This is a genomic window from Mitsuaria sp. 7, assembly GCF_001653795.1.
In the GTDB taxonomy this organism is placed as follows: Bacteria; Pseudomonadota; Gammaproteobacteria; order Burkholderiales; family Burkholderiaceae_C; genus Roseateles.
The window spans coordinates 99,086-123,315 of sequence record NZ_CP011515.1 but is presented as its reverse complement, the minus strand read 5'-3'; the positions used below and the strand labels follow the sequence as shown (position 1 = coordinate 123,315).

The following is a 24,230-nucleotide window of genomic DNA, read 5'->3' as shown; positions in this document are numbered from 1 at the left end:
GTATCCGTCCGCAGCGTCGAGGTGCTGGCGCCACTGCCTGACGGGCGGCGGCGCCATGGCGCAGTCAGCGCGTCAGGTCGCCTGGCCGGCGAGCGTCACCTGCTTGGACTGCGTCTCCGAAACACCGAAAGCACTGGGGCCGCCGGAACCTTCGTCCTGCAACGACGACATCGCCTGCTTGAGCAGGCTGGCCTGGCGGATCGAACCGCTCCCGGCGTCGTCCAAGGCGCTTTCTTCGGCGTGCGCAGTGCCCCCCTGAGCCAATGGGGCTGGCGCATCGGAAGCAGGCTTTTCTTCACCCACAAGCTGGGAGACCTCGGTCAGGAGGTCGAGCCTGAGCAATCCCGACGACTGGAGCTTCTCCAATGAGCGCCGAAGATCGATGAACGTCTGCCGGAAGGAACGGTCCCGACGGTTGTCGCCCTGCGGCGGATGCAGTTCGACGCGCTGCCCCGTCGCGACGGCACGCAGCACTTGCAGGTGGAAGTAGGAGTCGTACAGACAAGAAATGGATTCCTCGGGAACGCCATCCCTCAGGAATTCGTCATACAGCCCGTCCAGGAGACGCTTGTACCCTTGCAGGACGATGTAGTCCGACGCAGCCATGTCCCTGGCGACTCCGACGTCACCTGCGGCGACGAGCTTCGCGTGGCGGCTCACGAATTCGGGCATCCAGTTCTCGGCGTCGGCGACACGGGCTTGTCCTAGGTGCAGGAGGTTCAAACCCCGGGAGATGGCGAGCGCACGAGACAAAGATTGCCAGTGTCCGCCGGCAGCGGAAACCATCGCATCAGCGAGCGCAAGGACGGCAGCATTGTCGGACGACCACCCGGGACCTTGCGTGCTGGAAAGCCAATCGAGAAACTTCGCGGCACGGGCGCTTCTGAGTCTTTCATCGAAAACGAAGCTGAGCATTCCCTGTACACGTAGTGCATCGCTGATCAGGATCAGCGGCGCGATGTCACCCAAGCCGCCCCGGACAAGTCCGAGCGCGTCCATCTGGTAAGCGTGCAGGAGCTTGCCCAGGCGAGCGCCCAGCACGGCTTGCAACGGGGTGAGGGGCGGGCTGCCAAGCACGTCCTGCAGCACTACCTCCGAAGGCAGTTCGCCGAACAAGTTGCGCAATTGAATCGCCCGGTCGACCTGGTCGATCGTCTGGATGCCACCGTCATGCAGCGACCGCGCCTCGTCGTCGCCAGAACCGGCTGCAAGACGATTGAACGGATCGTTCAGGATCCCGTCGCGCCAAGCGACTTCCAGGGACCCGTTCGAGGAGACATACAGGGACTTGCCCTCCACTTCATGAGAGGTCCACTTGTGCCGCTCGACACCGGGCGAAAGCGAGGAGGCAATGGCGATATCCATGGCGCCATCGCGCCTGGCCACTTCCAGCAGGGGAAGCTCCCGCTCGACGACGCGACGGATCGTCGACTCCAGGGGCGACCCCTTGACCGGCACATGCAGACGCAATGGCTCCCCGCTGGCGACTGCGCGCAACATGGCCAGTTGCAGGAACAATGGAACGACGGCTTCGGTCACCTCGGCCTCGCTGCACCCCTGCTTCTGAAGTTCTGCAGCCAGCAGATCGACATATTGCTCATACGCCTGCAGGACGACGGCAGTCGAGCGGAGGATCTCCCTTCCGGCTCCCTCACCTCGTCCGATCGACACGATGCCTCGCAGGCGCTCCGGATCCCAGGGCGATGTATCGTCAACCGCGTCCTGCAGGCCGCGCTGAATGTGCCACCACTGCGACCGAAGCATGGCGGGATTCAATTCGCGATGCTCTCGGAGAGACTGCACAAGTTGACCTGTGCGCCCCTGGGCGTCCGGTTCAACGCCCATCATCTGCGACAGGCGATCGATGACGGCATCCCTGACTTCTTTGTACTTCTCTTCGTCGACGTTCAGCAACGAGTCACGCGAGAGGGGCAGATAGCCGGGGTCGAGCACCACCTCCGGAAGCGGCCTGACCAGATTGCCGCGGACGGCTGCCAGAAACGCCGCAGGATCCGGAGAAGCATGTTCCTTGACAAGACGCCAGTACCAGGCGTCGTCGATGTTGTCGAGCGGCGTCTCGACATCCTTCACGATGACATCCGTCGGCAGGTCGCCGAAATGCTCCCTCAGCTCGATCGCCCGCGCCACGCGCTCCGGCGTGCAGACGCCCTGCGCAAACAGCACTTGCGCCCGTTTCTCGCTGTAGCCGGCCGACTTCAACAGGGGCATGGGCTGACCGGCCTTGGCTTCGTTCCACGCCGTTTCCAGCGGCCCCTGCGGCGATAGGTACCAGGTCTTGCCGCCCACGACTTCCGTCGTCCACGGCACCGCCTCATTGCTGGGAGGCATCGACGAGGCGATCGTCGCGTCGACGAAGCCGATGAGCTCGGCATCTTCCAAGGCCTTGAGTCTCGCCTCGATCAGCGTCATGAGCTCCTTTTCTTGCGGCGATTCCCCCGATGGCACATGCAGCCTCAGTTGCTGTCCGCTGAGCGCGGCGCGGATCACGGCAAGATCGAAATACTTCGGACGGAGCTCCGCCAGCACCTTTTCCTCGGAGTACCCCGCCGCCCTGAGCTTCTTGTCCAGCTCGTCGAGGAGCTGTTCATATGTGCTGAGCACGATGTAATGGGCGGCTTTGAAGCCCGCGCCCGAAGAGGCACCTGCCAGCGATACGAGCCCACCGAGCATCCGCGGCGTCCACGGAGAGGTCTCGGTGACCTCTTCTTTCCCGAAGCGGCGCAGGTCCTTGAACACGGCCAGCTCCAAGGCTCCCTGCAACCCGCTGCTGATTCCCCTCGCGGCCAGAAGCAGACGCATGGCGATCGAGATGTTCACGTCCAAAGGGCGGATTCCGGAATTCTTCCCTTGGGCGGCGTGCAGCCACGCTTTCACCTGGTCGTCCATCGGCATGGTCAGATTGCCGTCGACCAGGCCTTCCGGGCTGTTGGGCAGCAGGCCGTCGATCACGCCGACTCGTTGCTCCTTCGTGAGCCCCTTGCGGAACCTCTCGACGCTTTTCTCCGGATGCTCCTTCCACGCGTGTCTCGTGCTCATGTAGTTCACGAGCTTGTGCTGGCCGTCATCGAAGGGTCGATCAAGAAGCACGTCCTTGGCGATGGCGTCCGAGGACAGTCTCGTGAAGAGCCTGCGCCATTCGATCGCCTGGGTCACCTGGCTCAGCTTGACCACGCCCTTGTTGAACATCGACTCCGCCTCGATCTGCGTGAAGCCGCCCGCCCTCAGGCGCTGGATGGGCTGGCCGGCCCGGGCCGCGCGGAATTCGGCGGCGAGGTCGGCACCGGGCGAGTAGATCCGTTCATCGCCGTAACCCCCCCCCTTAGTCCTCCAGCGCGTGCTGCCGCCGACAGGCCGCCACAACGACAGGAACGACACGCCGATCAAGCCCTCTTCCGTGGCGCTCTGCAGCCGCACGAGGGAGTTCTCGATCACCGCCACGGTGGCACGCTCCGTCGGTGACGTTCCGGCCCCCAATGACAGAATGAGTGGCCGGTCATGGGCAGCGTCCATCAGCATCGTCAGGTGCAGCGACCAGGGCACCGTGGCAAGCGCCGCCTTGTCCTCTCCCAGGCGCTTCCGAAGCTCACCGTGATGCTTCTCCAGAAGCTCCTGGGCACGCTTGTAGACCAGGGGATCGATCACCGGGAGGCCGGCCTTGTCCTGGTCACCGCCCTTGGCCACGTGATCGCGCAGTTTGCTGAGGAGCGTCTTGATCTCGGCGACGAACTTGCTGTGTTCAGCGTCCTCCTCCTTGACCGGCGCGGGGTCCAGGAACGGCAGCCGCTGGTTGAGCAGATCGATGTGACGTACCGCCATGCGTAAGCGGACCGCTTTGAGCAACCGTTCGGACGGCCATTGGCGCGCGTCCATCGAGGAGTCGAACAGATTGTCCAGGATCTTGCGCGCCGCTTCACCCATCGGGCGATGCGCCTCCACGTCCTTCATGATGACAGCCGGCGGCAGATCGTCGAAAGGCAGACGCAGGTCGATCGCCCGCCTGGCCTGCTCCTCGTCACGGAGGCCGTGCAGGTACAGGCCTCGCGCTTCTTCGTCGCTGAAGCCACCATTTCGCAATGCATCGGTGATGGCCTTGGGCGCCGCACCCGCCTCGGCCGTGGTGAAGGTGACCTCGCTGAACCAGACCCACTTCGGATACACCCCGCCTACGCCAGTCAGTCGATAGCTACGGTACGGGACGCCCTTCGTATCGATGCCAGTCAGTCGCTGGGCCTTGGTATAGCCGTTGGCCATCTTCCAGATGGGAGAAACGGAAATCCACTGCCCATCCTGGCTCTGCGCTTGAACCACCCACTCAGCGGGCCACTCGGAGTTGAACTCGACTGGCGACCCCAATGACGTCCGGCTACTCAGCGACAGGCTCTCCAACGCGATTGGATGCGCAAAGTCGAACTGTATGTACCTGTCCTTCAGCCAGAGGTGCTCGTAAGGTTCCCACGCCACGATGTCGTCCCGACCCTCAAGCCCGTCGACGAGGTTTCCGGGTGTGGATCGCATCCACCACGAGCCGTCGACGTCATACGGCTCGGCCTTGGCATATCCCCAGTCCCATAGGCGCACCACAGAAGACAGCGGCGGTATATAGAACGTCCGCCTGTCCAAGGCCGGTTCGATGAGGTTCACTTGGTTCGAGGATCCTTGGCTGGCCCCCATCTTGGATCTTTCGCTGTACTCCTGCTGCTTCTTGTGTTCCGCTGCCTTCTTCTCGTCGTGCATCTTTTTCCAGGCGTCATAGGTCGATTGCGGTTCTGGCGATGCGCCGCTCTGGTCGACGATCACTCCGGGAACGGCGTCGTACTCGATGCCCGGTACAGGAGCTTTGTGAGCTTTATCAATTTCTCCGTCATTGTCCAACTTGAGATAGCGAGTCAAGGTGTACCGGTACGCCTTGGTCGGCTTGCTCTTGAACTCTGGCGAGGTGTCGACCGCGATCAGCGCAGAACGATCGCCAGATTCGTAGCGGAGACGGTTGGCATTGCTCAGCACCACGTCCTGCGGCGACACCTTCTCCTTCGACAGAAGGGACAGGACGCCATGGTGAACAACGCCTGCCTGCAGCATGCCGGCCGTCCATTGATCGTCCATGGTGCCCGCGGCCAGCATGGCCATCGCCAGCTCCTGCGACACAGTGGACGGCCGTCCTTTCAACTCCAGCACGGTCGCGAGCAACGACGGAATCTTCGCCGACGGCGCTTCGCCGCCCAGCATCAGGATGAAATCTTTCAACGCCGCCAGTGCTTCGTCTCCCCACTCGCCTGGCAGGCTGACGGCGGCCCACGATTCGAAGGCCCCGAGTTGCGCCATGGTGAGCGTGCCGCGCAGGACTCGCTCGGCAAACCGCCATGGCATGCTGCCTGACGCTAGGTGGGTGAGCAACGATCCCTGGTGAGGCAGCGGCGTCAAGCCTGTCGCCAGATAGGCCGCGACGAATGCCGTCGGCAATTGCCATTTGCCGCCATCACCCGTGACGGTCAGCAGTGCATGCAGTCGTCGCAGCTGGTCCGTGGTGGTGAGGTGAAGTTGCGTCGCGATCCGCTCGGGCATTCCGAGCGCTGCCAGATAGGGAATGACGTCCTCGGGCGGGGGGCTGTAGTCCTCGCCAGATCGGATCGCGCGGCCAAGACGCAGGAGTTTCTCGGGCTGGGCATTCGCCGACTCGACTGTCTGCATCACATCGCATTGCGTCGAGGGCTGCGATACCCACAGCTGCCAGCCTTGAGGGTACAGGTGATAGTCCAGCAACGTGACGGTCGAAGCGCGCTCACCTTCGACGCTGGTCTCCGCCATCGATCCATGCCTGCTCCACACGCCGGGCTGATTCATCCGGACGATTCGCGGCGCCTGCTTCAGGTTCCATGGTGCGCCATCCGAAGGCAAGACCAGGTGTGACCCCGGTGCCGTTGCCAGCACAGTCCCTGCCGTGCCGGAGGGCTCGTGCACCATCACACCCTTCTGGATGACAGGCAATGCGAAACGATCGCCCGCGATTTCCAGCGACAGGCGACGCGCCTGACTCGTCGTCGCGTGCTTGAGAACCGTGATCCTGCCGCCGCCCAATTCGATCTGGAGATCGTCTCCCGCGCGCGAAAACCGGATGCCGTCCAGGAGCGCACGCAGCCTGTCCCCGCGATCGATATCACTCGCCGTCGACGACTGATGATTGCCTAGTGGTGAGAGCCCGGGCAATCCCTCGAATTCCAGCGCGAGGACATCCATTGCCGAATCAGTTGCGCTGTTGTCGATGATGACGGACTGCCCAGCGCGCATGCGATATGTGTCAGCCCCACCGCCGCCGCGCAGGACGGTGCCTTCCGGAAGCTCCCAGGCCTCGATGACATCGTCCTTGTCCGTCCCCTGACCGGGTATCGACGCCGCAACATTCGTCTTCGCAGACGAGGCGTCGGTCGTCTTGTCGCTCACATCGACCTTGTTCTCCGTGAGCGCGGCATTGAGGCGCACAGGTCCGTCGACCGGCTGGTCACTCCCCGGAAGAAGCAAGGTAACAAAGGACTCGCCCGCTTCCCTTTCCTTCACCCAGACAGTGAGGATCTCCCCCCCCACGTGCACGGCGGCGCGCCGCTGCCCCGAGAGCCGCAAGCGCAGCGGCGCGAAGTTCGCGTCGGCATCAGCCGGCGGCGTCTCGATGATGAGGAGGTCATCCCCCTCCGACAGCATCCGGAGACGCTCTGCGGAAATGTCCAGGGACAGGTCCATGGGCATGCCCGTCATCGGCAAGACGCGAATGTCACCCGCGCCCGATGAGAGATGAATGCGGTTGTACGCGTTGTCGCCGGAGAGCGTCCTTCGCGAAGCCGGGAGATCACTGTTGATCACCAGGTGCTTCGCGAGGTCGGTCATGGCAACGACCTTGTCGTCGATCACTCCGGGATTGATCAGGGTGATCACAGTGCCGAGCCCGTCGACGAAGGACACTGGCGGCAAGGTGCCCGAACTGGACGACCCAAGCCGGTCGAAATATCGCTTCAGCGTCAGCCGTTCGTTGCCATTGAACACGAGCAGATCCGCTCCGTCGCGGCGCAAGGACAGCGACTCGTGCGGCACGTCGACCTTGAGCAGCAGACTGGCTTTGGCGCTCTCACCGACATCGACGCTGGCATCGCTGACACCACGCGTCCAGATGGCCACGTCGTTAGACGTCGAGACGATCCGATTGCCTTTGCGCACCGCATACGTGTTGCGCCCTCCGCCTCCCTTGATGTCCGCTTCCTTCGCCGAGATATCGAAACGCTCGTCTCCGCTGTCTCCTGTTATCTCAGCCTTGCCAGCATTACGCACAACAAAGTGAGAGATCCACACCAACGAAGTGTCTTCGGCGTCGGCGTAACTAAGAACTTTCAGAACTCTAGCGCCGGGCCAACGCGGAGAGATCCTCAGATCCGCACCCTCCGCATCGATCTGGACCTCATCGCCTTCGCCGGACTGCCCGTCATAGACGCCCGTCCCATCGATATATGCCCCATCGGTCTTCTTCATCTGGAAGACATCGGCTTTACCACCTCCGTGCACAAACACGTGCGCGCGATTGCCGACCTGGAACAGCTGACGACGAGAACCGTCATCGGCAAAGAAGTGCTTTTCCCTGACTTTTTCCATCGACAGCCAAGCAGTCCCGGATGGAAGTTCCTGACGCAGCCGCTGACGGGTGTCCTTGCGGAACGTTTCGGCCGTTGCCGTCCCCGGCTGCAGGAAGAAGGTGTACTTCTGGGTGGTTTGGGCATCGTAGAAAGTTGTTTCCTTCACCGGATGCGTCGTCTCCGGGACCATGAACGTGTCGTAGCCCAGCTTGGCCAATTGGCCAGCCTCGAACGCCATGGAATCGTTGAACTGACCCTTCAATGCATTGGAGAGGCTGGCCGCAGCCTCCCGCGCGGCCTTCTCCACTTCGGCCCTCAACGTGACATCGGTCGAGAAGCCGAACGCCTTGGCAAACGCTGCCAGGACGCGGTCGCCGACGCTGGTCGATTCGCGGATGTACTGGCCGAAGGTGTCGAACCAGAGCGCCGCCTGGGCCACGGCGTTGGCCACGAACATGATGATCGCAATCGGCCCTGCAACCTTGGACATCACCATCGATGCCGTCGCCAAGGCAACGCTGACCACGGCAGACACCGCAGCGACCGTGCCGATCACGAAACTGGTGATTGCAATGGCGACGGCGATGGATGTCATGACCGTGTTGATGATCAGTGACTTGCCGGCATAGCTGTCGAACGATTGCCCGCTTGCCAGGAAGTCTTTCCATTGCAAGCCGCACATGGCCGCACCGACCAAAGAGAACGCGACATTGGCCGCGCCCATCGAGAGGCCGGTCGTGGCAGCGCGGAGCACCCCGAAACGAGCTACCGTGCCGAGCGTTCCCAGCGCCTGGCCCAACATCGTGGCCAGCGGGGAAATGACGACACTCAAGGTCTGGGTCACACTCAATCCCCGCATGGCGGGGCTCATCTCGTCCCAGCTCGTCAGGATCTGGAGCATGCCCTGGACGGTGTACACGAAGTCGACCGTCACGCTCAGCTTGTGGAACACCTTCTCGAACTTGGTCGCGTCTATTTTCGGAAGGTTGCGCTGCTGGTCCATGAAGTGTCGGACGACCCCTTGCGGCGCCGACTCCAGAAGCGTTCGATAGGCGTTGTCCGACATCTTGTTGAATGCGCGACCCGCCTTTGCGAGTGTCAGACCATCCCTGCTGTCGATGAATGCCTGAAGTCGTCCAGCGTCCAGTCGCAGACCGTGCTGGTCCGCGCTCATCACACCGATCTCGCGCAGGCTGGCGAGCGCGGTGTCCTGGTTCATGGCGACCAGCCGCTTGAAATCGACATCGCTCTGGTCCCGAGCGCGGTGTCCGATCTCCCGGGCGATCATTTCCACCGACGTATCCCCCACGCGCGGCGCCTTCGGCTTCTGCATGTCGGCCACATCGTCGAAGGTCATTCCCCGCTTCGCCAGCCACTCCTTGACGTCCACGGCGGACGTCGGCTGGCCGTCCGGGACCGGGACCAGGACCTCGCCGAGGATGCTCGTGATCACCACGTCATCGCCCTGCACGGCCTTGATCAGCCGGGCGTCTCTCGCGGTCTCGCCGTCGATCTCGGCGACCGGATCGTTCGTCGGCCCCACCTCGGTGATCGAGCGGCTGTCCGGGGCGGTGTCGCGGCTTGAATTCGACACTGCCGTGGCACGCTTTCCCATCGCGGCCATTTCCAATTCGAGTTGCGCGCGCGCCTCCGGCGACATGGGCCCCGAGATCCCGCGGGAAGCGTCTTCTGCCCCCGTCGACTCGGTCCAACCGGCCTCTGTCGTCTCGTCCTCTTCCATGTCGTTGGCGACGGCGACCTTCATCCTGTCGAGGATCTTGCGGGACTTGGCCGACGGTTCGCCAACGAACGCCGTTCCCGGCCCGGCCTGCGCCTCCCGCTCGGTGATCCACCCATCCAGGGCCCGGAGCCGATCCGCGACTTCGCCGTCGGTCCGGTCGCGCAACAGCGTGACCCAGTCCGCAAAAAGATCCGCGTCGATCTTCAGACGCTCGAACGGATCGCCCGGAAGATCGGCCAACGATCGCAGCAGCTCCATGGTCAGCGGCTGGCCGTCGATCTGCGCCCCCAGCGAGGCCAGGAAGGACATCGGCACGTCGAAGCCATCCATGCTCAGCGTGCGTCCGGCCAGCCCCTCCGCCACGGTTTCCCGCGTCCGCGCCTCCCACACCTCCCGATGCTCCGAGAGCCCGTCCCATGCCGAGTCCTCGTCACCGGCGGCGTCCACGGGCGCGGTCGCCGTCCCCGTGTCCGGATACTTGTCCGTCCGCACGATCTGGCGGGTCTCGCGATCCCTCTTGAACATCCAGGTCACGCCGGACTTGTGCTTCGTGGGCGCCGCGTCCGAATGCATGCGCGTCGTGCGCGACGGCTCCGCGTCCGCCAGCAGCCCCGTCCTGCGGACTAGCACTTCGCCGTACGCCACCATCGACGCATCCTCGTGGACGAGACCCTTGGCGATCGCCGTCTCCATGAACCCCCGGCCGAAGCTGTCCGCCACCGGCGGGGCCTCGATCGCGCACGACACGAGCGTGAGCTGGCGCGCCCTCGACATCAGTCCGAGGTCCCCGATCACCGCGCTCGCGCGCTCCACCAGATCCGCATGGCCGTAGCCCGACAGGCGCTGCGTCCGCGTCGCGGGATCGTGGCTGCCATGTCCGCTGATCTCGATCTTCACCGGGAGCTCGGCACCGGCCTGCTTCAACAGATGCTCCCCGTAGCGGATCACATGCCCGCCTTCCCGGTCCACCTGGATCCACACGGTCTCGTCGGGATGGGTCCGGATGGTCCGCCGCGCAAAATTGAGCATGGCGATGTCATCCTCCATCTGCAGATGGACCAGCAGCCGGCGTCCCTTGCCCGTCGCGACCACACCCGACAGGGCGCCGCCCAGATCGGCGTCCCACTCCTGTGCGGGCTTCAGAATCTTGGACCGCGGCGTTTGCGGATTGAGGATCTCCACGGCCTCCTGCAAGGCATCGTCGTTCCGCACCCATCGTCCCTTGTCCCGCTTGGCCAGCAGGGAATTCCCGGCGCGCAGTTCATCGTTGTGGAATGTCAGTTCGGCCGGCACGCTGTTGCGCATCAGGCCTGCCGACGAGAGGAACTCGCCGATGATGAAATCGTCGAGCGCCGCGATGGCCGTGTCCTGCTTGTGCCGCCCCTGAGTTCCAGGCGCGGCATCGGACGGCTCGACATGCAGCACCGAAGCGGCCTGCCGGCCGTTCTTCATGTCGTCGGGCCAGACGATCCGGACGGTGCCGAGTGCACGGTCGAGCGTCTGCTGGGCCCGCGGCATCAGGCGGGTCAGGCTAGGCAACGGATTCGTCTCGGTGATCTCGACGACGGGCCGGGTCCGCAGCAGCTCGAGCGTCGCCCTGCGCTCGGGCAGGATGTCCGCCAGGATGTCGCCGCGATGGAAGTAGCTGCCGTCCGCATCTTGCGGTGTCGTCCAGCCCACCGCCGTCTGGGGGCCGTCGGTGAGGTAGATCGGCGCCTGCATCAGGTCCCTGCCCGCCATCTGCATCGCCGTGCCGTGCATGACGTCCAGGACGTCCAGCGTCGCGCGGTCCCCCGCCGCCTTCGAGCCGGACATCCGGAACACCGCGTCCGCGTCGATGGTGAAGGGCCGCCCGCTCAGCGTCGCCTCCGTCAACGACAGGGTCTGACGGGCGAAGGCCCGCCCGACCGCGTCCGGCTGCATGTCCACGGGCAGGCCTTCCATGGCCTGCACCGCAGACTTCATGCCGTCCAGGAGGGCGGCGTCGGGCAGCGGCACGGTCGTGACCGTGTCGAACTTCAGGCGCATCTGCAAGGGCGTGCGCACCCGGTCCACGACCCCCATCGGGTCGCCGCTCCAGGTCGCCCTCGACATCCACCCGCGGTCCCCGGCGAGGTCGGTCAGTTGGGCGAAGGCCTCGTTCAACTTCTCCGGCCTGCTCTGCCAGATGCCGTCGGCGATCAACCGTGCATGGGGACCCAGGTCCATCCCCGGCCCGCCGTGCAGAACGTCGTACAACGAGGCCAGTCGCCCGCGCACCGCCGTCACCATGGCGTCCGGCGCGGGCCCCGTCTGGATCGTGACAATGCCGCTCCTGCCCTGTGTCGCCGTCAGCGTGCCGAACAGCTCCGACAGGGTGCCGGCACGACCCGGCCGGACATGGAAGGGCTTCTCATCGCCGAGGACCCTGACGCTGTCCAGTCCGGACGAATGGGCGTCGCCCGCGGGGTACTTGTCATGCCGGACGATCGCCTGCTTCTCGTGGTCCATCCTGTAGACCCACGTCGCTCCGGACTCATGGTCTCGCCTGGGATCGCCCCGGAACCTGCGCGTCCACTTCGCCCTTCTCTCCGCGTCATTGAACACCACGTTTTCCGCGAACGCCTCCAGCGACGCCTCTTGACGGAACAGACCCCGTTTCATCGCCTCCGACAGAAAGTCCTCGGCGTAATCGCCGGTCGCGAACAGTGCGACCAGCTGACAGCCCAGGAGCACGCCCTCGACGGCCCTCGACTGCAGCCCCAGCCGCTCGATGACCGGCGCCACGCGCTCCAGCAGCTCTGAAGGCGTCGAGTCTCCCAGGCGCTGGGTACGCGTGGTGTCATCGGTCCGCCCGTGCCCTTCGATCGAGATCTTGACGGGCGTGTCTGGCGTGACTTGCTTCAGCAGGCCTTCCCCGTACCGGATCTCGTGATTCCCGAGCCGGTCCACCTGGATCCAGACCACTTCGTTCGGGTGATTCCGGACGGCGCGACGTGCGCCGCGGAGCATCGCCCGGTCGTCCTCGACCTGGAGATGGAGGCGCAGCTTGGCGCCGAGCTTCCGACCCTCTCCGGCCGTCCCCGGGAACTTGTCGCTGAGGCTGTACTCCCACTTCGACACGGGCGTCGGCGTCCCGCCGCGATCGTGAATGCCGAAAACGAAGCGGACATGCTCAAGCACGTCATGGTCGAGGATCCATCGCCCGTCCACCCGTCGGCCCAGGGTCGCGCGGCCCGTGCTCAAGGTGCCTTCGGACAGCGTCAACTCGGCCGGCATGCTGTTCTGCCGGGAGTCGGCCAGATCGAAGAATGCGGGAACGATGAACTCGTCGAGGGCCTGGATGTCGGCCGTCTGCGCGGCGCGACGTTCGGCGCTGGCATCGGCCCCGGCCCCGGCCGGGGAGAAGTGGAGCACCGAGTCGGCCTGCCGCTCGCCCGGCTTTCCCGGCCAGGTGATCGTGACGGTGCCGCGCTCCCGGTCCAGCACCTGCGTCGCGTTCGGCATGAATCGCGTCAGACTCGCCAACGGCCGGGTCTCGTCGAAGCTCTGCGGGGACGGCGCACGCGCACGCATGATGGCGCCCTTGCGTTGCGGCAACAGCTCCGGCAGGAGATCGCCCCGATGCACGCTGCTCTCCTTCGGAGACGTCTCCCAGCCCTTGGCGGGATCGACCTTCGCGTCCGTCAGGTAGATCGGCGAGGGAATGATCCCCTGACGCGCCAGTCGCATGGCCGTGCCGTGCACGACCTCCAGGATGTCGACCGGGAGACTCTGCGCCGGGCGTTTGCGCCCGGCGGGCGCCAGGAGCCGCAGCTTGTCGACATCGACCACGAACGGCCGCCCGCTCAGGATCGATTCGACGAATTCGGACGTCTGCTGGCCCACCACCGCGCGCAACGGATCATTGGCCGACGCCGACTTCCCGTCGAGCTTCATGATCGTCCTGAACCCGGCGTCGAGGGACTTCATCAGCGCGACCTCCGCGGCGGGCATCACCACGGTCTTGCGGTACTTCGCCAGCATCCGGGACGGGAGAACCGCCTTGCCCTTCAGGCCCTTCGGGAGATCGCTCCAATGGAACGGGACCAGGGCGTCCGGGTCGAACATGCGGGACATCTCGACGAAGCCCTCATACAGCCGGGCGGGCTTCAGATGCCAGAGCCCCTCCGCGATCGCTTTCGTGGCCCGGGACGCGCGCGTGACATCCACCCTCTCGTCACCCTTCGGATACACCAGCAGCAATTCCCGCCGGATCGCCGCGACGACCGAGGCGGGCGGATCCCCCGCCAACGCCTTGATCTTCGAGGTCCGCAAGCCATGTTCCAGGCCCTCGAACGCCGCCATCAGCGTGCCCGCCTGACCGGCCTGGTAGCGGATATCCTCGACCACGGCGCGTCTGGAGAGCTCGACGGCGTCCGGATACGGATCCAGATCCAGAACCGGAGCGCCGAGTTCCCCCTCCGGGCGGACGGCATCGATGTCCGCCAAAGGGTCGGACGACGCTTCGTCGTCCCGGCGCTGGCCCAGGTCGGTGAAATAGCTTTCGACCAACGTCGGGTCCGCCTCGAGACGCGGGTACTTGTCCCGCCTCGCCATCTCCCCGCCATCGTCGTCGCCGGTATGGACGAAGGTCCGCTTGGGCGCGTGATATCTCCACTCCGCCCCCCCATACTTCTGCGTCATCCGGGGATGAGAGCCCACGACCTCCGCATACCCCGTCACCTTCCCCGGGGGGATCATCCAATCCATGTCGATGGCGCTGTTCAGGAAGGTCCGCGAATAGCGTTCTGCGGCCATGAGCGTTTCCAGCGCGCAGGAATAGAGCGTGACCTTCGTGACCTTGGCAGGCAGGCCCAGATCGGCCATCAACGCGCTGACGCGCTGCGACAAGGGTACCGGCGAATAGCCGGACAGCTGCATGCGTCGGGCGTTCTGCACCGGGGTGCCGTGGCCGACGATCTCGATGGCGATGTTCACGTCGGGTGCCAGATGCGAGAGCAGTTCCTTGCCCCGGACGACGTGCCAGCTGCCGTCACTGCCGGCCCGGATCCAGACCGTGTTGTCCGGATGTCTGTGGAGGGCCGACGCAATGTTCACGACTGACGCCCAATCGTCTTCCATCTGGAGTTGAATGCGCAACGCCTGCAGCGGCTGGGCGGGCCTCGGCGCCTCGACGAAGACATAGCCATGGTCGGACCACTGCCCGGCATTCAGGGTCTTGGGCGCCGAGAAGGCATTGAGGACGTTCATCGCCCGAAGGACCCCGCCCTTGCTGGTGCGCCAGCCTGTCTCTTCCTCGTGCCTGGCGAGGAGCAGCCGCGTTGCCATGATGCGACCGTCGGACAGAATGATCTCGTGCGGAAAGCCGCGCGAGGCGGGTCGCGGCCAGCGCACGAAATGCGATTGCACATGCTCGTCGAGCAACCGGATATCCAGGTCCTGCAGGTGCCGCACGTCTTCCGTGGCATCCGGCGGCAATGGACGGAACTTGAGCGTGATCGTCCGGGAGGGTTCGGTGTCGGTGGCCGGCCAACGGACCTCGATGCTTCCCGCGGCACGGTCCAATCGCTGCTCCGCGGCGGGCAGGGATCCTTCGAGGAAGGTCAACGGACGCTGCTCGTCGATGGCCGCCCCCGACGCCGGCGTGCCCTTCACCGTATCCATGCCGAGCACCGTGCGGATTTCCCGATCCGACGATGTGGCACGGTACTGATCGAAGAGTTCGGCCATCACATCTTCAACGCCGTCGCCGCGCGTCGTCCAGATCACCTCGACGGGTTGGACAAGTCCATGTTGCGCGGCTTCGCCGATGGCGGGATAGAGACGTCGGATCGCGTCGAGGAAGTGCTGATCGGAAGGCACGCCGGACTGACGGAGCCGCTCGATCTGCTCGGCTTCAAGGATGAACTTCGACTCGGTGATCGCCGCGTCGAGACTCTGTCCGATCAACACCGCCGAAGCGCCTTGCAGATCGGCATGCTCGTCCGCGATCGTGCGCACGCCCTGGTGCAGGCCGGCCAGGAATGCGGCCTCGTGACTGGCAAGCATCGACTGGCGATACATCGCACTCGATGCGAAAAGCGGTGACTCCGCATCGATCACCCCATGGGGCGAGGGGTTCACCGTCACGACGAACGAGCGGTTGGTATCGAAGAAGTGCTCGTCGAGTTCGAAGTAGGCGCGACCCAGCGCCTCCATGTCGCCGTGCTGCAAGGCGTCGGTCATCGATCTGGCGGCCCGATCAAGCGCCTCGGAAGGCATTGCGCCGTCCCTCAACGCGTCGACCTTCCCGAACTCCTCGCGGATGAGGCGCTGCAGGTCCGCGACGACCGGCTTCCAGGCACCGCGCTGATCCTTCAACGCGTCACCGTATTTCTTCAGGAGCACTCGCACGAGGCCGGCATGCGGCTGCAGCATTTTTGCCGACTCGTCCATCGAGGCATCCCACATCGTCGACAGGAACTGCGGCAGGAATCGATACGGCGGGGTCGATACCTTGGTCGTGGAGATGTCAGGCGACAGCGTCGATTCCGTGGTCGTGGTCGTCGTCGTGGGGATATCAGGAGACAACGTCGATTCCACGGTCATGGAGGTGTCCGACGGCGGGGTCGAGGTCGAAGAGGTTTGCACTTGGGAAGGCATGGCAGCTGTCGCAGGAAATCGAAACACTGCGTCAGTGGCAACCCCCGCCGCGCGGTTGTCGGATTCGCCGCCCGTTGGCAGCGGAGAACCCGCGCATCCGCAAACCGGACCCGGACCGGACCACTACACTGCCGCCCGATGCTCAACCGCATTTCCTTCCGCCAGATGCTGCTGATCGGCTTCCTGTCGATCGCCGGCCTCCTCGCCGCCGCGTCGCTGGGCGGCCTGCTCACGCTCGAGCGCCTGACCGTGCAGAGCCGCGAGGCTGTCGTGCGCGCCGCGCGCATGAGCTCGGAGGTGCAGCAGCTCGGCGACCGCGGCGTCAGCATGGAGCGCGCCGCGCGGCAGTACGCCGTCCTGGAGGACCACGTGCTGCGCCAGCGTTTCGAGGAGGACGCCGACGACGCCGAGCGCCTGCTCGGCCTGCTGCGCACGCAAGGCCTGACCCCGGCGCCGCTGGACGCCTGGAAGACGAAGCTCGGCGAGGTCCGCGCGCTGATGGACACGCCCCGCGGCGCCAATCCGCGCAAGCGCGAGACCGACCTGATGACGCGCTTCCGCGAACTCGGCGCCCTGACCGGCGGCCTGGCCGACGACGTCCGCAAGCACGCCGAGTCCAGCAACCGCGTGCTGCAGGACAAGCTCGAGAACAACCGCGTGCTGCTCGGCCAGCAGGTGCTGGGCGCGATCGGCATCGCCGCGCTGCTGTCGCTGGTGTTCGGCATCTTCCTGACGCGGCCGCTGCGCCACCTCGCCCGCGCCATCAAGGGCCTGGGCGAGAACCGCCTGGACGACCGCATCGAGATCCGCGGCCCCGCCGACCTGCGCGTGATCGGCCAGCGCCTGGACTGGCTGCGGCTGCGGCTGGCGGAACTCGATGCCGACAAGGCGCGTTTCCTGCGGCATGTCTCGCACGAGCTCAAGACCCCGCTGGCCGCGCTGCGCGAAGGCACCGCGCTGCTGGAGGACGAGGTGGCCGGGCCCCTCAACGAGAAGCAGAAGGAAGTGACCCGCATCCTGCGCGACAACACCGCCGTGCTGCAGCGCCAGATCGAGGACCTGCTGCGCTTCAACGCCGCCGCCTTCGAAGCACGCGACCTCAAGCCGGAGCGCACCGACCTCCTGTCCCTGATCCAGGGCACGATCGACCATCAGCGGCTGCAATGGCAGGCACGCGGATTGCACGTGAGCCTGAACGGCGCACCGCTCGAGGCGGAGATCGACCCGGCCAAGATCGCGGCCGCCGTCGGCAACCTCCTCTCCAATGCGATACGCTTCGCCCCGCCCGGCGGCCGCGTCGACATCGCCCTCGCGCGCCAGGGCGGCCAGCTCACCATCAACCTGCGCGACGACGGACCCGGCGTCGCCCCGGCGGACCAGGCCCGCATCTTCGAGCCCTTCTACCGCGGCGAACGCCAGCCCGACGACGCGTTGAAGGGCACCGGCATCGGCCTGTCCATCGTCACCGAATACATCGCCGCCCACGGCGGTCACATCGACCTGCTGCCCGCCGACCAGGGCGCCCATTTCAGAATCACGCTGCCATGCGCCCACACGCCCCGATTCCTGAAGTCCTCGACCGCATGACGGCCGCCGCCCGGGCCCTCCCGTTCGCCGCCGCCACGGTCATCGCGCTGCTGGCCACCGGCTGCGCCCAGCAGCCGCCCAGGACCGTCATCAAGGAGGTGCGCGTGCAGGTGCCGGTCCAGGTGCCCGTGGTCGCGCCGACCGACAACGCCGCGCGCATCGTGCTCAACCTCAACGACCGGCTGCGCCAGATGAGCCCGCTGGAGCTGGCGCAGGAAGTCGCCCCGCGCGACGACGCCGCGCTGCCGCCCGGCAACGCCGTGCAGCTCGCGCTCGCGCTGATGTTCAGCCACGCCAACGGCGAGACCTTCCGCGCGCAGACGCTGCTCGACCAGGTCCTGCGCGACGCGCGCCCCGAAGCCGACGAATGGCGGCCGATGGCGCAGTTCCTCGTCGACCGCGTCGCCGAGCAGCGCCGCATGGAAGGCGAGCTCGACAAGGGCCGCCTCGCCCGCGAGGACCTGCAACGCCGCCTGGACGACGCCAACCGCAAGCTCGAGGCGCTGAAGGCGATCGAACGCAGCCTGGGCGGCCCGCGCTCGGCGCTGGACAAGCCATGAGCGCAGCGCAGGGCCGCCCCGAGCAAGCGAACGTCCCCCCGGGGGACCGGCTGCGGCGCGCCGCGGACGAGGGGCTCACATGAGCGGCGGCGCGCGACTCCTCATCGTCGACGACGACGCCGACCTGCTGAAACTGCTGCAGATGCGGCTGGAGGCCGCCGGCTACGACGTCACCGCCGTCGGCAGCGCCGAGGCCGCGCTCGCGCAGATGGACGTGCAGCGGCCCGCGCTGGTGCTCAGCGACGTGCAACTGCCCGGCATGGACGGCCTGGCGCTGTTCAACACGATCCGCGAGCGGCATCCCGCCCTGCCCGTCATCCTGCTGACCGCCCACGGCACCATCCCCGACGCCGTCGCCGCGACCGCGCAGGGGGTCTACACCTACCTGACCAAGCCCTTCGACGGCCGCGCGCTGCTCGACACCATCGCGCAAGCCCTGACCCTCACCGCCGTCCACCAGGACGACAGCCCCGACCAGCTCTGGCGCGAGTCCATCGTCAGCCGCTCCAACGTGATGGCGGAGGTGCTGGCCGAGGCGCGGCTGGTCTCGGCCTCGCAGGCGCCGGTGCTGATCCGCGGCGAAAGCGGCAGCGGCAAGGAGCTGCTCGCGCGCGCGATCCACGCGGCCAGCCCGCGCGCCAAGCGGCCCTTCGTCGCCGTCAACTGCGGCGCGATCCCGGAGCCGCTGCTGGAGTCGGAGCTCTTCGGCCACGTCAAGGGCGCCTTCACCGGCGCGCTGGCCAACCACCGCGGCCTGTTCCAGGCCGCCGACGGCGGCACGCTGCTGCTCGACGAGATCGGCGACATGCCGCTGCCGCTGCAGGTCAAGCTGCTGCGCGTGCTGCAGGAACACCAGGTGCGCCCGGTCGGCGCCAGCGCCTCGGTGCCCATCGACGTCCGCATCCTGTCGGCGACCCACCGCGACCTCGAGGCCGCGCTGGCGGAAGGCCAGTTCCGCGAAGACCTCTACTACCGCCTCAACGTCGTCAGCCTGACGCTGCCCACGCTGGACGAGCGCCGCGAGGACATCCCGCTGCTGGCGCAGCACTTCCTGCAGAAGCTCGCGACCAAGTACGACAAGCGACTCAACGGCTTCGCGCCCGAGGCGCTGAAGGCGCTCACCATGGCCGCCTGGCCGGGCAACGTGCGCCAGCTCCACAACGTCGTGGAGCAGGTCAGCGCGCTGGCCACCTCGCCGCTGATCCCGCTCTCGCTGGTGCAGCGGGCGCTGCGCTCGCCCAGCATCGAAGTACTTCCTTACGCCGAGGCGCGACAGCGCTTCGAACGCGAGTACCTGGTGGGCCTGCTCAAGCTCACCGACGGCAACGTCGCCGATGCCGCCCGGCTCGCCGACCGCAACCGGACCGAGTTCTACCGTTTGCTGCAGCGCAACGGGCTGGACCCCTCGATGTTCCGCGCCGACGGGCCTGTCGCTGAATAGCGACAAGAAAATCCTTTTCAAATCAAGCACTTGGAAGAACCGGCGGCAATCCCGTCGCCCCACGGCGACAGAAATTCCCGTGTGCGGCACCGCACCAACGACGTAAGCTGTTGATTTAAAACAGTTTTCCCATGTGGCACAGGCCTTGCAGTAGGTGTGTCACATGAGAAATATTCACACCCCCTCCTCTCGGGTCCTCATCCAGGCGGCCAGTGCCCGCCTCCAGGCCGGCCAGCGTCGGTGGATGGGGTCGTTCTTCGGGCTCGCGGTCGGCGCCGCGCTGCTGGCGGCCACCGCCGCGGCGCACGCCTTCGGCTTCGACGAGGTGGCCGAGCGCGCCAAGGCGCTCGCGGCCAAGCCCTACGTCGCGCCGCCGGACACGCTGCCGGCCGAGCTGAAGAACCTGAACTACGACCAGATGCGCGACATCCGGTTCAAGCCGGCGCGCGCGCTGTGGCGCGAGGAGAAGCTGCCCTTCGAGCTGATGTTCTTCCACCTGGGCCACTACCAGACCCAGGCCGTGCGCATCAACGAGATCGTCGGCGGCCAGGCAAGACCTGTCCCCTTCAAGCGCGAGGACTTCGACTACGGCAAGAACAGCCAGCTGTCGCCGCAGAAGTGGGGCGACGTGGGCTACGCCGGTTTCCGCGCGCACTACGCGCTCAACAACGACAAGTACAAGGACGAGCTGGCCGTCTTCCTGGGCGCGAGCTACTTCCGCGTCCTGGGCGCCAACCAGCATTACGGCCTGTCGGCCCGCGGCCTGGCCATCGACACCGTCGGCGGCAAGGGCGAGGAATTCCCGCGCTTCACCGAGTTCTGGATCGAGCGTCCGACGGCGGACGCCAAGTCGCTGACCGTGCATGCGCTCATGGACTCGCAGCGCGCCAGCGGCGTCTACACCTTCGTGGTGAAGCCGGGCGCGGAAACGGTCGTCGAGACGCGCGTGCGGCTGTTCATGCGCTCGCAGGTCGCGACCCTGGCGCTGGCGCCGCTGACCAGCATGTACCTGTTCGGCGAGAACCAGCCGCAGAAGGGCGACTTCCGGCCCGAGGTCCACGACAGCGACGGCCTGATGGTCGCCAGCTCGACGGGCGAATGGATCTGGCGTCCGCTGATCAACCCGAACGGCACGCTGACCACCTCGTTCACGCTGCCCGGCGTGAAGGGCTTCGGCCTGATGCAACGCGACCGCAAGTTCTCCAACTACGAGGACACCGAGGCGCGCTACGAGATGCGTCCCTCCGCGTGGGTCGAGCCGACCAGCGACTGGGGTCCGGGCCGCGTGGAGCTGATGTCGCTGCACACGCCCGACGAGACGCACGACAACATCGTCGCCTACTGGGTGCCCGCCAAGCAGCCGGCCCCGGGCCAGCCGCTGGACTACTCGTACCGCCTGCACCTGCAGGGCGAGCAGCAGCAGCGCCCGCCCGGCGCCTGGGCCGTGCAGTCCCGCACCGGCTACAGCTACGCCAAGCTCGACAAGAACGAGCAGCAGTTCATCGTCGACTTCGAAGGCCCGTCGCTGGCCGCGCTGCCCGCCGGCGCCGAGGTCAAGGCCGTCGCGAGCACCGACGGCAACGGCCAGGTCACCGAGGTCAACGCCTACCCGAACCCGGTCACCGGCGGCTGGCGCATGGCCGTCCGCATCAAGCAGGTCCGCCCCGGTCAGTCGACCGAGCTGCGCGGCTTCCTCCAGACGAAGCAACAGGTCCTCACCGAGACCTGGAGCCTGATTCTTCCTCCCCAGTGAAGGAGCACGACATGATCGAATCCACGCACACCGCCGCCGTGCACCCGGCCGCCGCCACCCCCGGGCCGGTCGGTCCGAGCGCCCCGGCGATCAAGCGCGGCGCGATGGTGCCCCGCCCCTGGGGCCTGCGCAATCCGCCGGTCGAATCCCTGCCCGGCGCCCAGCCGCCCGAGGCCTGGGAAACCGCCGCGAAGCACCGCCGCAACGCGCTGAAGCTGTCCATCCTCGGCGCCACCGCGCTGGCCACCAGCGTGCTGTGGCAGACGCACCGCGGCTGGGCCGCCGAGCCCTGGGCCTTCGCGCTGCAATGCGTGCACCTGGCGCTGTTCGCGCTGCTGTTCGCCTGGGTCAGCGCCGGTTGCGTCACCGCGGTGATGGGCTTCTGGGTCATGCTGCGCGGCGACCGGCACGCCATCTCGATCAAGGACGCGGGCAATGACGCGCTGGGCGCAGACGCGCGCACCGCGCTGGTCATGCCGATCTGCAACGAGGACGTCACCACCGTCTTCGCCGGCCTGCGCGCCAGCTGCGAGTCGCTCGCGGCGGCCGGCGCGCTGCGCCTGTTCGACGTGTACATCCTCTCCGACAGCTCCGACCCCGAGTGCCGCACGCAGGAGCTGGCCGCCTGGGCCGAGCTGCGCGCGCAGTTCGCGGGCCGCGGCCGCATCCATTACCGCTGGCGCCAGCGCCGGGTGAAGAAGAAGGCCGGCAACGTCGCCGACTTCTGCCGCCGCTGGGGCCGCAACTACCGCTACATGGTGGTGCTGGACGCCGACAGCGTGATGAGCGGCGATTGCCTGCTGGGCCTGGTCCGCCTGATGGAAAAGCATCCGCGCGCCGGCATCCTGCAGGCCGCCAACCAGGTCTGCGGCCACGACACGCCGCACGCCCGCGCCCAGCAGTTCGCGAGCCGCGTGACGGGTCGCCTCTTCGCCGCCGGCATGCAGTTCTGGCAGCTGGGCGAAGCCCATTACTGGGGCCACAACGCGATCATCCGCGTCGAGCCCTTCATGAAGCATTGCGCCCTCGCCCCGCTGCGCGGCAAGGACATCATGTCCCACGACTTCGTCGAGGCCGCGCTGATGCGCCGCGCCGGTTATCAGGTGTGGCTGGTGGCCGACCTGCCGGGCAGCTATGAACAACAACCGCCCCATCTGCTGGCCGAGCTGCAACGCGACCGCCGCTGGTGCCAGGGCAACATCCAGAACGCCGGCCTGATCGCCGAGCCGGGCCTGCACGGCGTCCATCGCGCGATGCTGGTGACGGGCGCGCTGTCCTACCTCGCTGCGCCGCTGTGGCTGCTCTACGTGGGCCTGGGCGTGCTGCTCTGGAACGTCGGCGGCAACGAGGCCTTCCAGCCCTTCCTGGAAGACGGCTCGCTGGCCCCGGGCGTGGCCGCGCTGTGGTTCGGCACGATCGGCATGCTGCTGCTGCCGCGTCTGCTGTCGGTCGCCGCGCTGATCCTGCGCGGCGAGCAGTCGCAGTACGGCGGCTCGCTGAAGCTGGTGGCCTCCTGCGCCACCGAGGCCGGCATGTCGCTGCTGCAGGCGCCGCTGCGGATGGTCGCGCATTCGATCTTCTGCGTGGTCGCGCTGACGGGCATCTCGCTGGACTGGAAGTCGCCGCCGCGGGCCGCCGAGGACGTGTCGTGGCGCGAAGCCTTCGCCGCCTACGGCCGCATCAGCCTGGTGACGCTCGCCATCACCGCGGTGATCGGGGCGCTGAGCCCCTCGACGCTGATCTGGATCGCGCCGATCGCCCTGCCGCTGCTGCTGGCCGCGCCGATCACGGTGCTGTCGAGCCGCGCCAGCCTGGGCGAGCGCATGCGTGGCGCCGGTCTGCTGGTGATCCCGGAAGAGAGCCTCACGCCGACGGTGCTGCGCAATGCGTGGGCCTATGGTCGCCAGGAGCGTCATCTCCCCGGCTTCGCCGACCTGCTGGCAAGCCGCCGCCTGACCGCACTGGCGGCCGAGGCGATGGGTCGCCGCGATGTGGGTCTGGGCATGCGCGCGGACGTGCGTGCGCGCCGCCTGCAAGATCTGACGTCGCAGCCGGGCATCGTCGATGCAATGAGCAACGCCGACCGCATGCGCTTCCTGAGCGAGCCGAATCACCTGCTGCGCCTGGCGCAGCCGCTGCGTCCGTCCACGCTGACCGAAGTGCGTCCGGACCTGCGTCTGGCCGCCTGATCGACGATCGCCGAAACGCCCCATCGGCCCGGGCGCCCCGCCGACGAGTCATGGCGGAGGCGCGGCGCCCGGGACCGGTGGTTGCGTAACTGCCACCGCCGCTGGCCCTCACCCCTGCCCTCTCCCGCAAGCGGGAGAGGGAGCAAGAAGGGAGTCCAGTCGGACTCCCTCTCCCGCTTGCGGGAGAGGGTGGGGGTGAGGGGCGCGCGCAGCGCGCGGGCTCTAGGCAGTCATGCGGCGCTCTTCGCCTGACTCTCTCCGCTACATCGGATCCTTGTCGTAGGTCCTGACCTCCTCCGGCAACCGGACCCAGCCGTGCATGCGGCAGGTGTAGACCGAGTCCTGAGGCGGCGGGAAAGTCGGATCCGCGAAGCCGCCGACGGCGACACCGACCGACCCTTCGACACCTTCCTCCGTGTGGAAGACGTTGCTGCCGCAGACCGGGCAGAAGTGGAACCGGAAGCGCGCGCCCTGATCCCCGGCGCGCACGAACTCCGTCGCGATGCCGAGCACCTCGTAAGGCTCGGCGAAGGCCGCCAGCGTCGCGAAGACACTGCCCGTGCGACGCTGGCACGCCAGGCAATGGCAGAGGCCGGTTCCCAGCGGCTCTCCCTGCACCACGATCTTCAATTGGCCGCAACTGCATGAAGCGGTACGTGAAGCCATGCGATCACCTCCCTGGAGACCGTCTGTGGAGAGGC

General features: G+C 66.6%; 7 protein-coding genes. 5 read left to right on the top strand and 2 right to left on the bottom strand.

What is annotated here, in order from left to right:
• Positions 1-72 precede the first annotated feature (72 nt).
• Positions 73-15,945: a C80 family cysteine peptidase gene (locus tag ABE85_RS26025; RefSeq protein ID WP_067283731.1), complete on the bottom strand. Its 15,873-nt coding sequence runs from the start codon at positions 15,943-15,945 to the stop codon at positions 73-75.
• Positions 15,946-16,137: 192 nt separating this feature from the next.
• Between ABE85_RS26025 and ABE85_RS26020 the strand changes: the two genes are divergently transcribed.
• The 5 genes from ABE85_RS26020 to mdoH all read left to right on the top strand — a co-directional run bounded on the left by ABE85_RS26020 (position 16,138) and on the right by mdoH (position 23,529).
• Positions 16,138-17,586 (top strand): ATP-binding protein, encoded by a 1,449-nt coding sequence (locus ABE85_RS26020; RefSeq protein WP_067283726.1) that lies wholly within the window; start codon positions 16,138-16,140, stop codon positions 17,584-17,586.
• Positions 17,544-18,146, top strand: a complete 603-nt coding sequence (locus tag ABE85_RS26015; RefSeq protein WP_157523215.1) for a hypothetical protein — start codon at positions 17,544-17,546, stop codon at positions 18,144-18,146. The genes ABE85_RS26020 and ABE85_RS26015 overlap by 43 nt, the downstream gene beginning before the upstream one ends.
• A 79-nt stretch (positions 18,147-18,225) precedes the next feature.
• Complete coding sequence (locus tag ABE85_RS26010) at positions 18,226-19,587, top strand: sigma 54-interacting transcriptional regulator (RefSeq protein ID WP_067283722.1); 1,362 nt, start codon at positions 18,226-18,228, stop codon at positions 19,585-19,587.
• Between the two features lie 244 nt (positions 19,588-19,831).
• Positions 19,832-21,340 (top strand): glucan biosynthesis protein G, encoded by a 1,509-nt coding sequence (locus ABE85_RS26005; RefSeq protein WP_067283721.1) that lies wholly within the window; start codon positions 19,832-19,834, stop codon positions 21,338-21,340.
• Positions 21,341-21,351: 11 nt separating this feature from the next.
• Complete coding sequence (gene mdoH / locus ABE85_RS26000) at positions 21,352-23,529, top strand: glucans biosynthesis glucosyltransferase MdoH (protein WP_082939145.1); 2,178 nt, start codon at positions 21,352-21,354, stop codon at positions 23,527-23,529.
• Between the two features lie 261 nt (positions 23,530-23,790).
• On the opposite strand, the gene ABE85_RS25995 is transcribed toward mdoH, so the two are convergent.
• Positions 23,791-24,195, bottom strand: coding sequence for a GFA family protein (locus tag ABE85_RS25995; RefSeq protein ID WP_067283715.1), 405 nt, complete (start codon positions 24,193-24,195; stop codon positions 23,791-23,793).
• Positions 24,196-24,230: the final 35 nt, after the last annotated feature.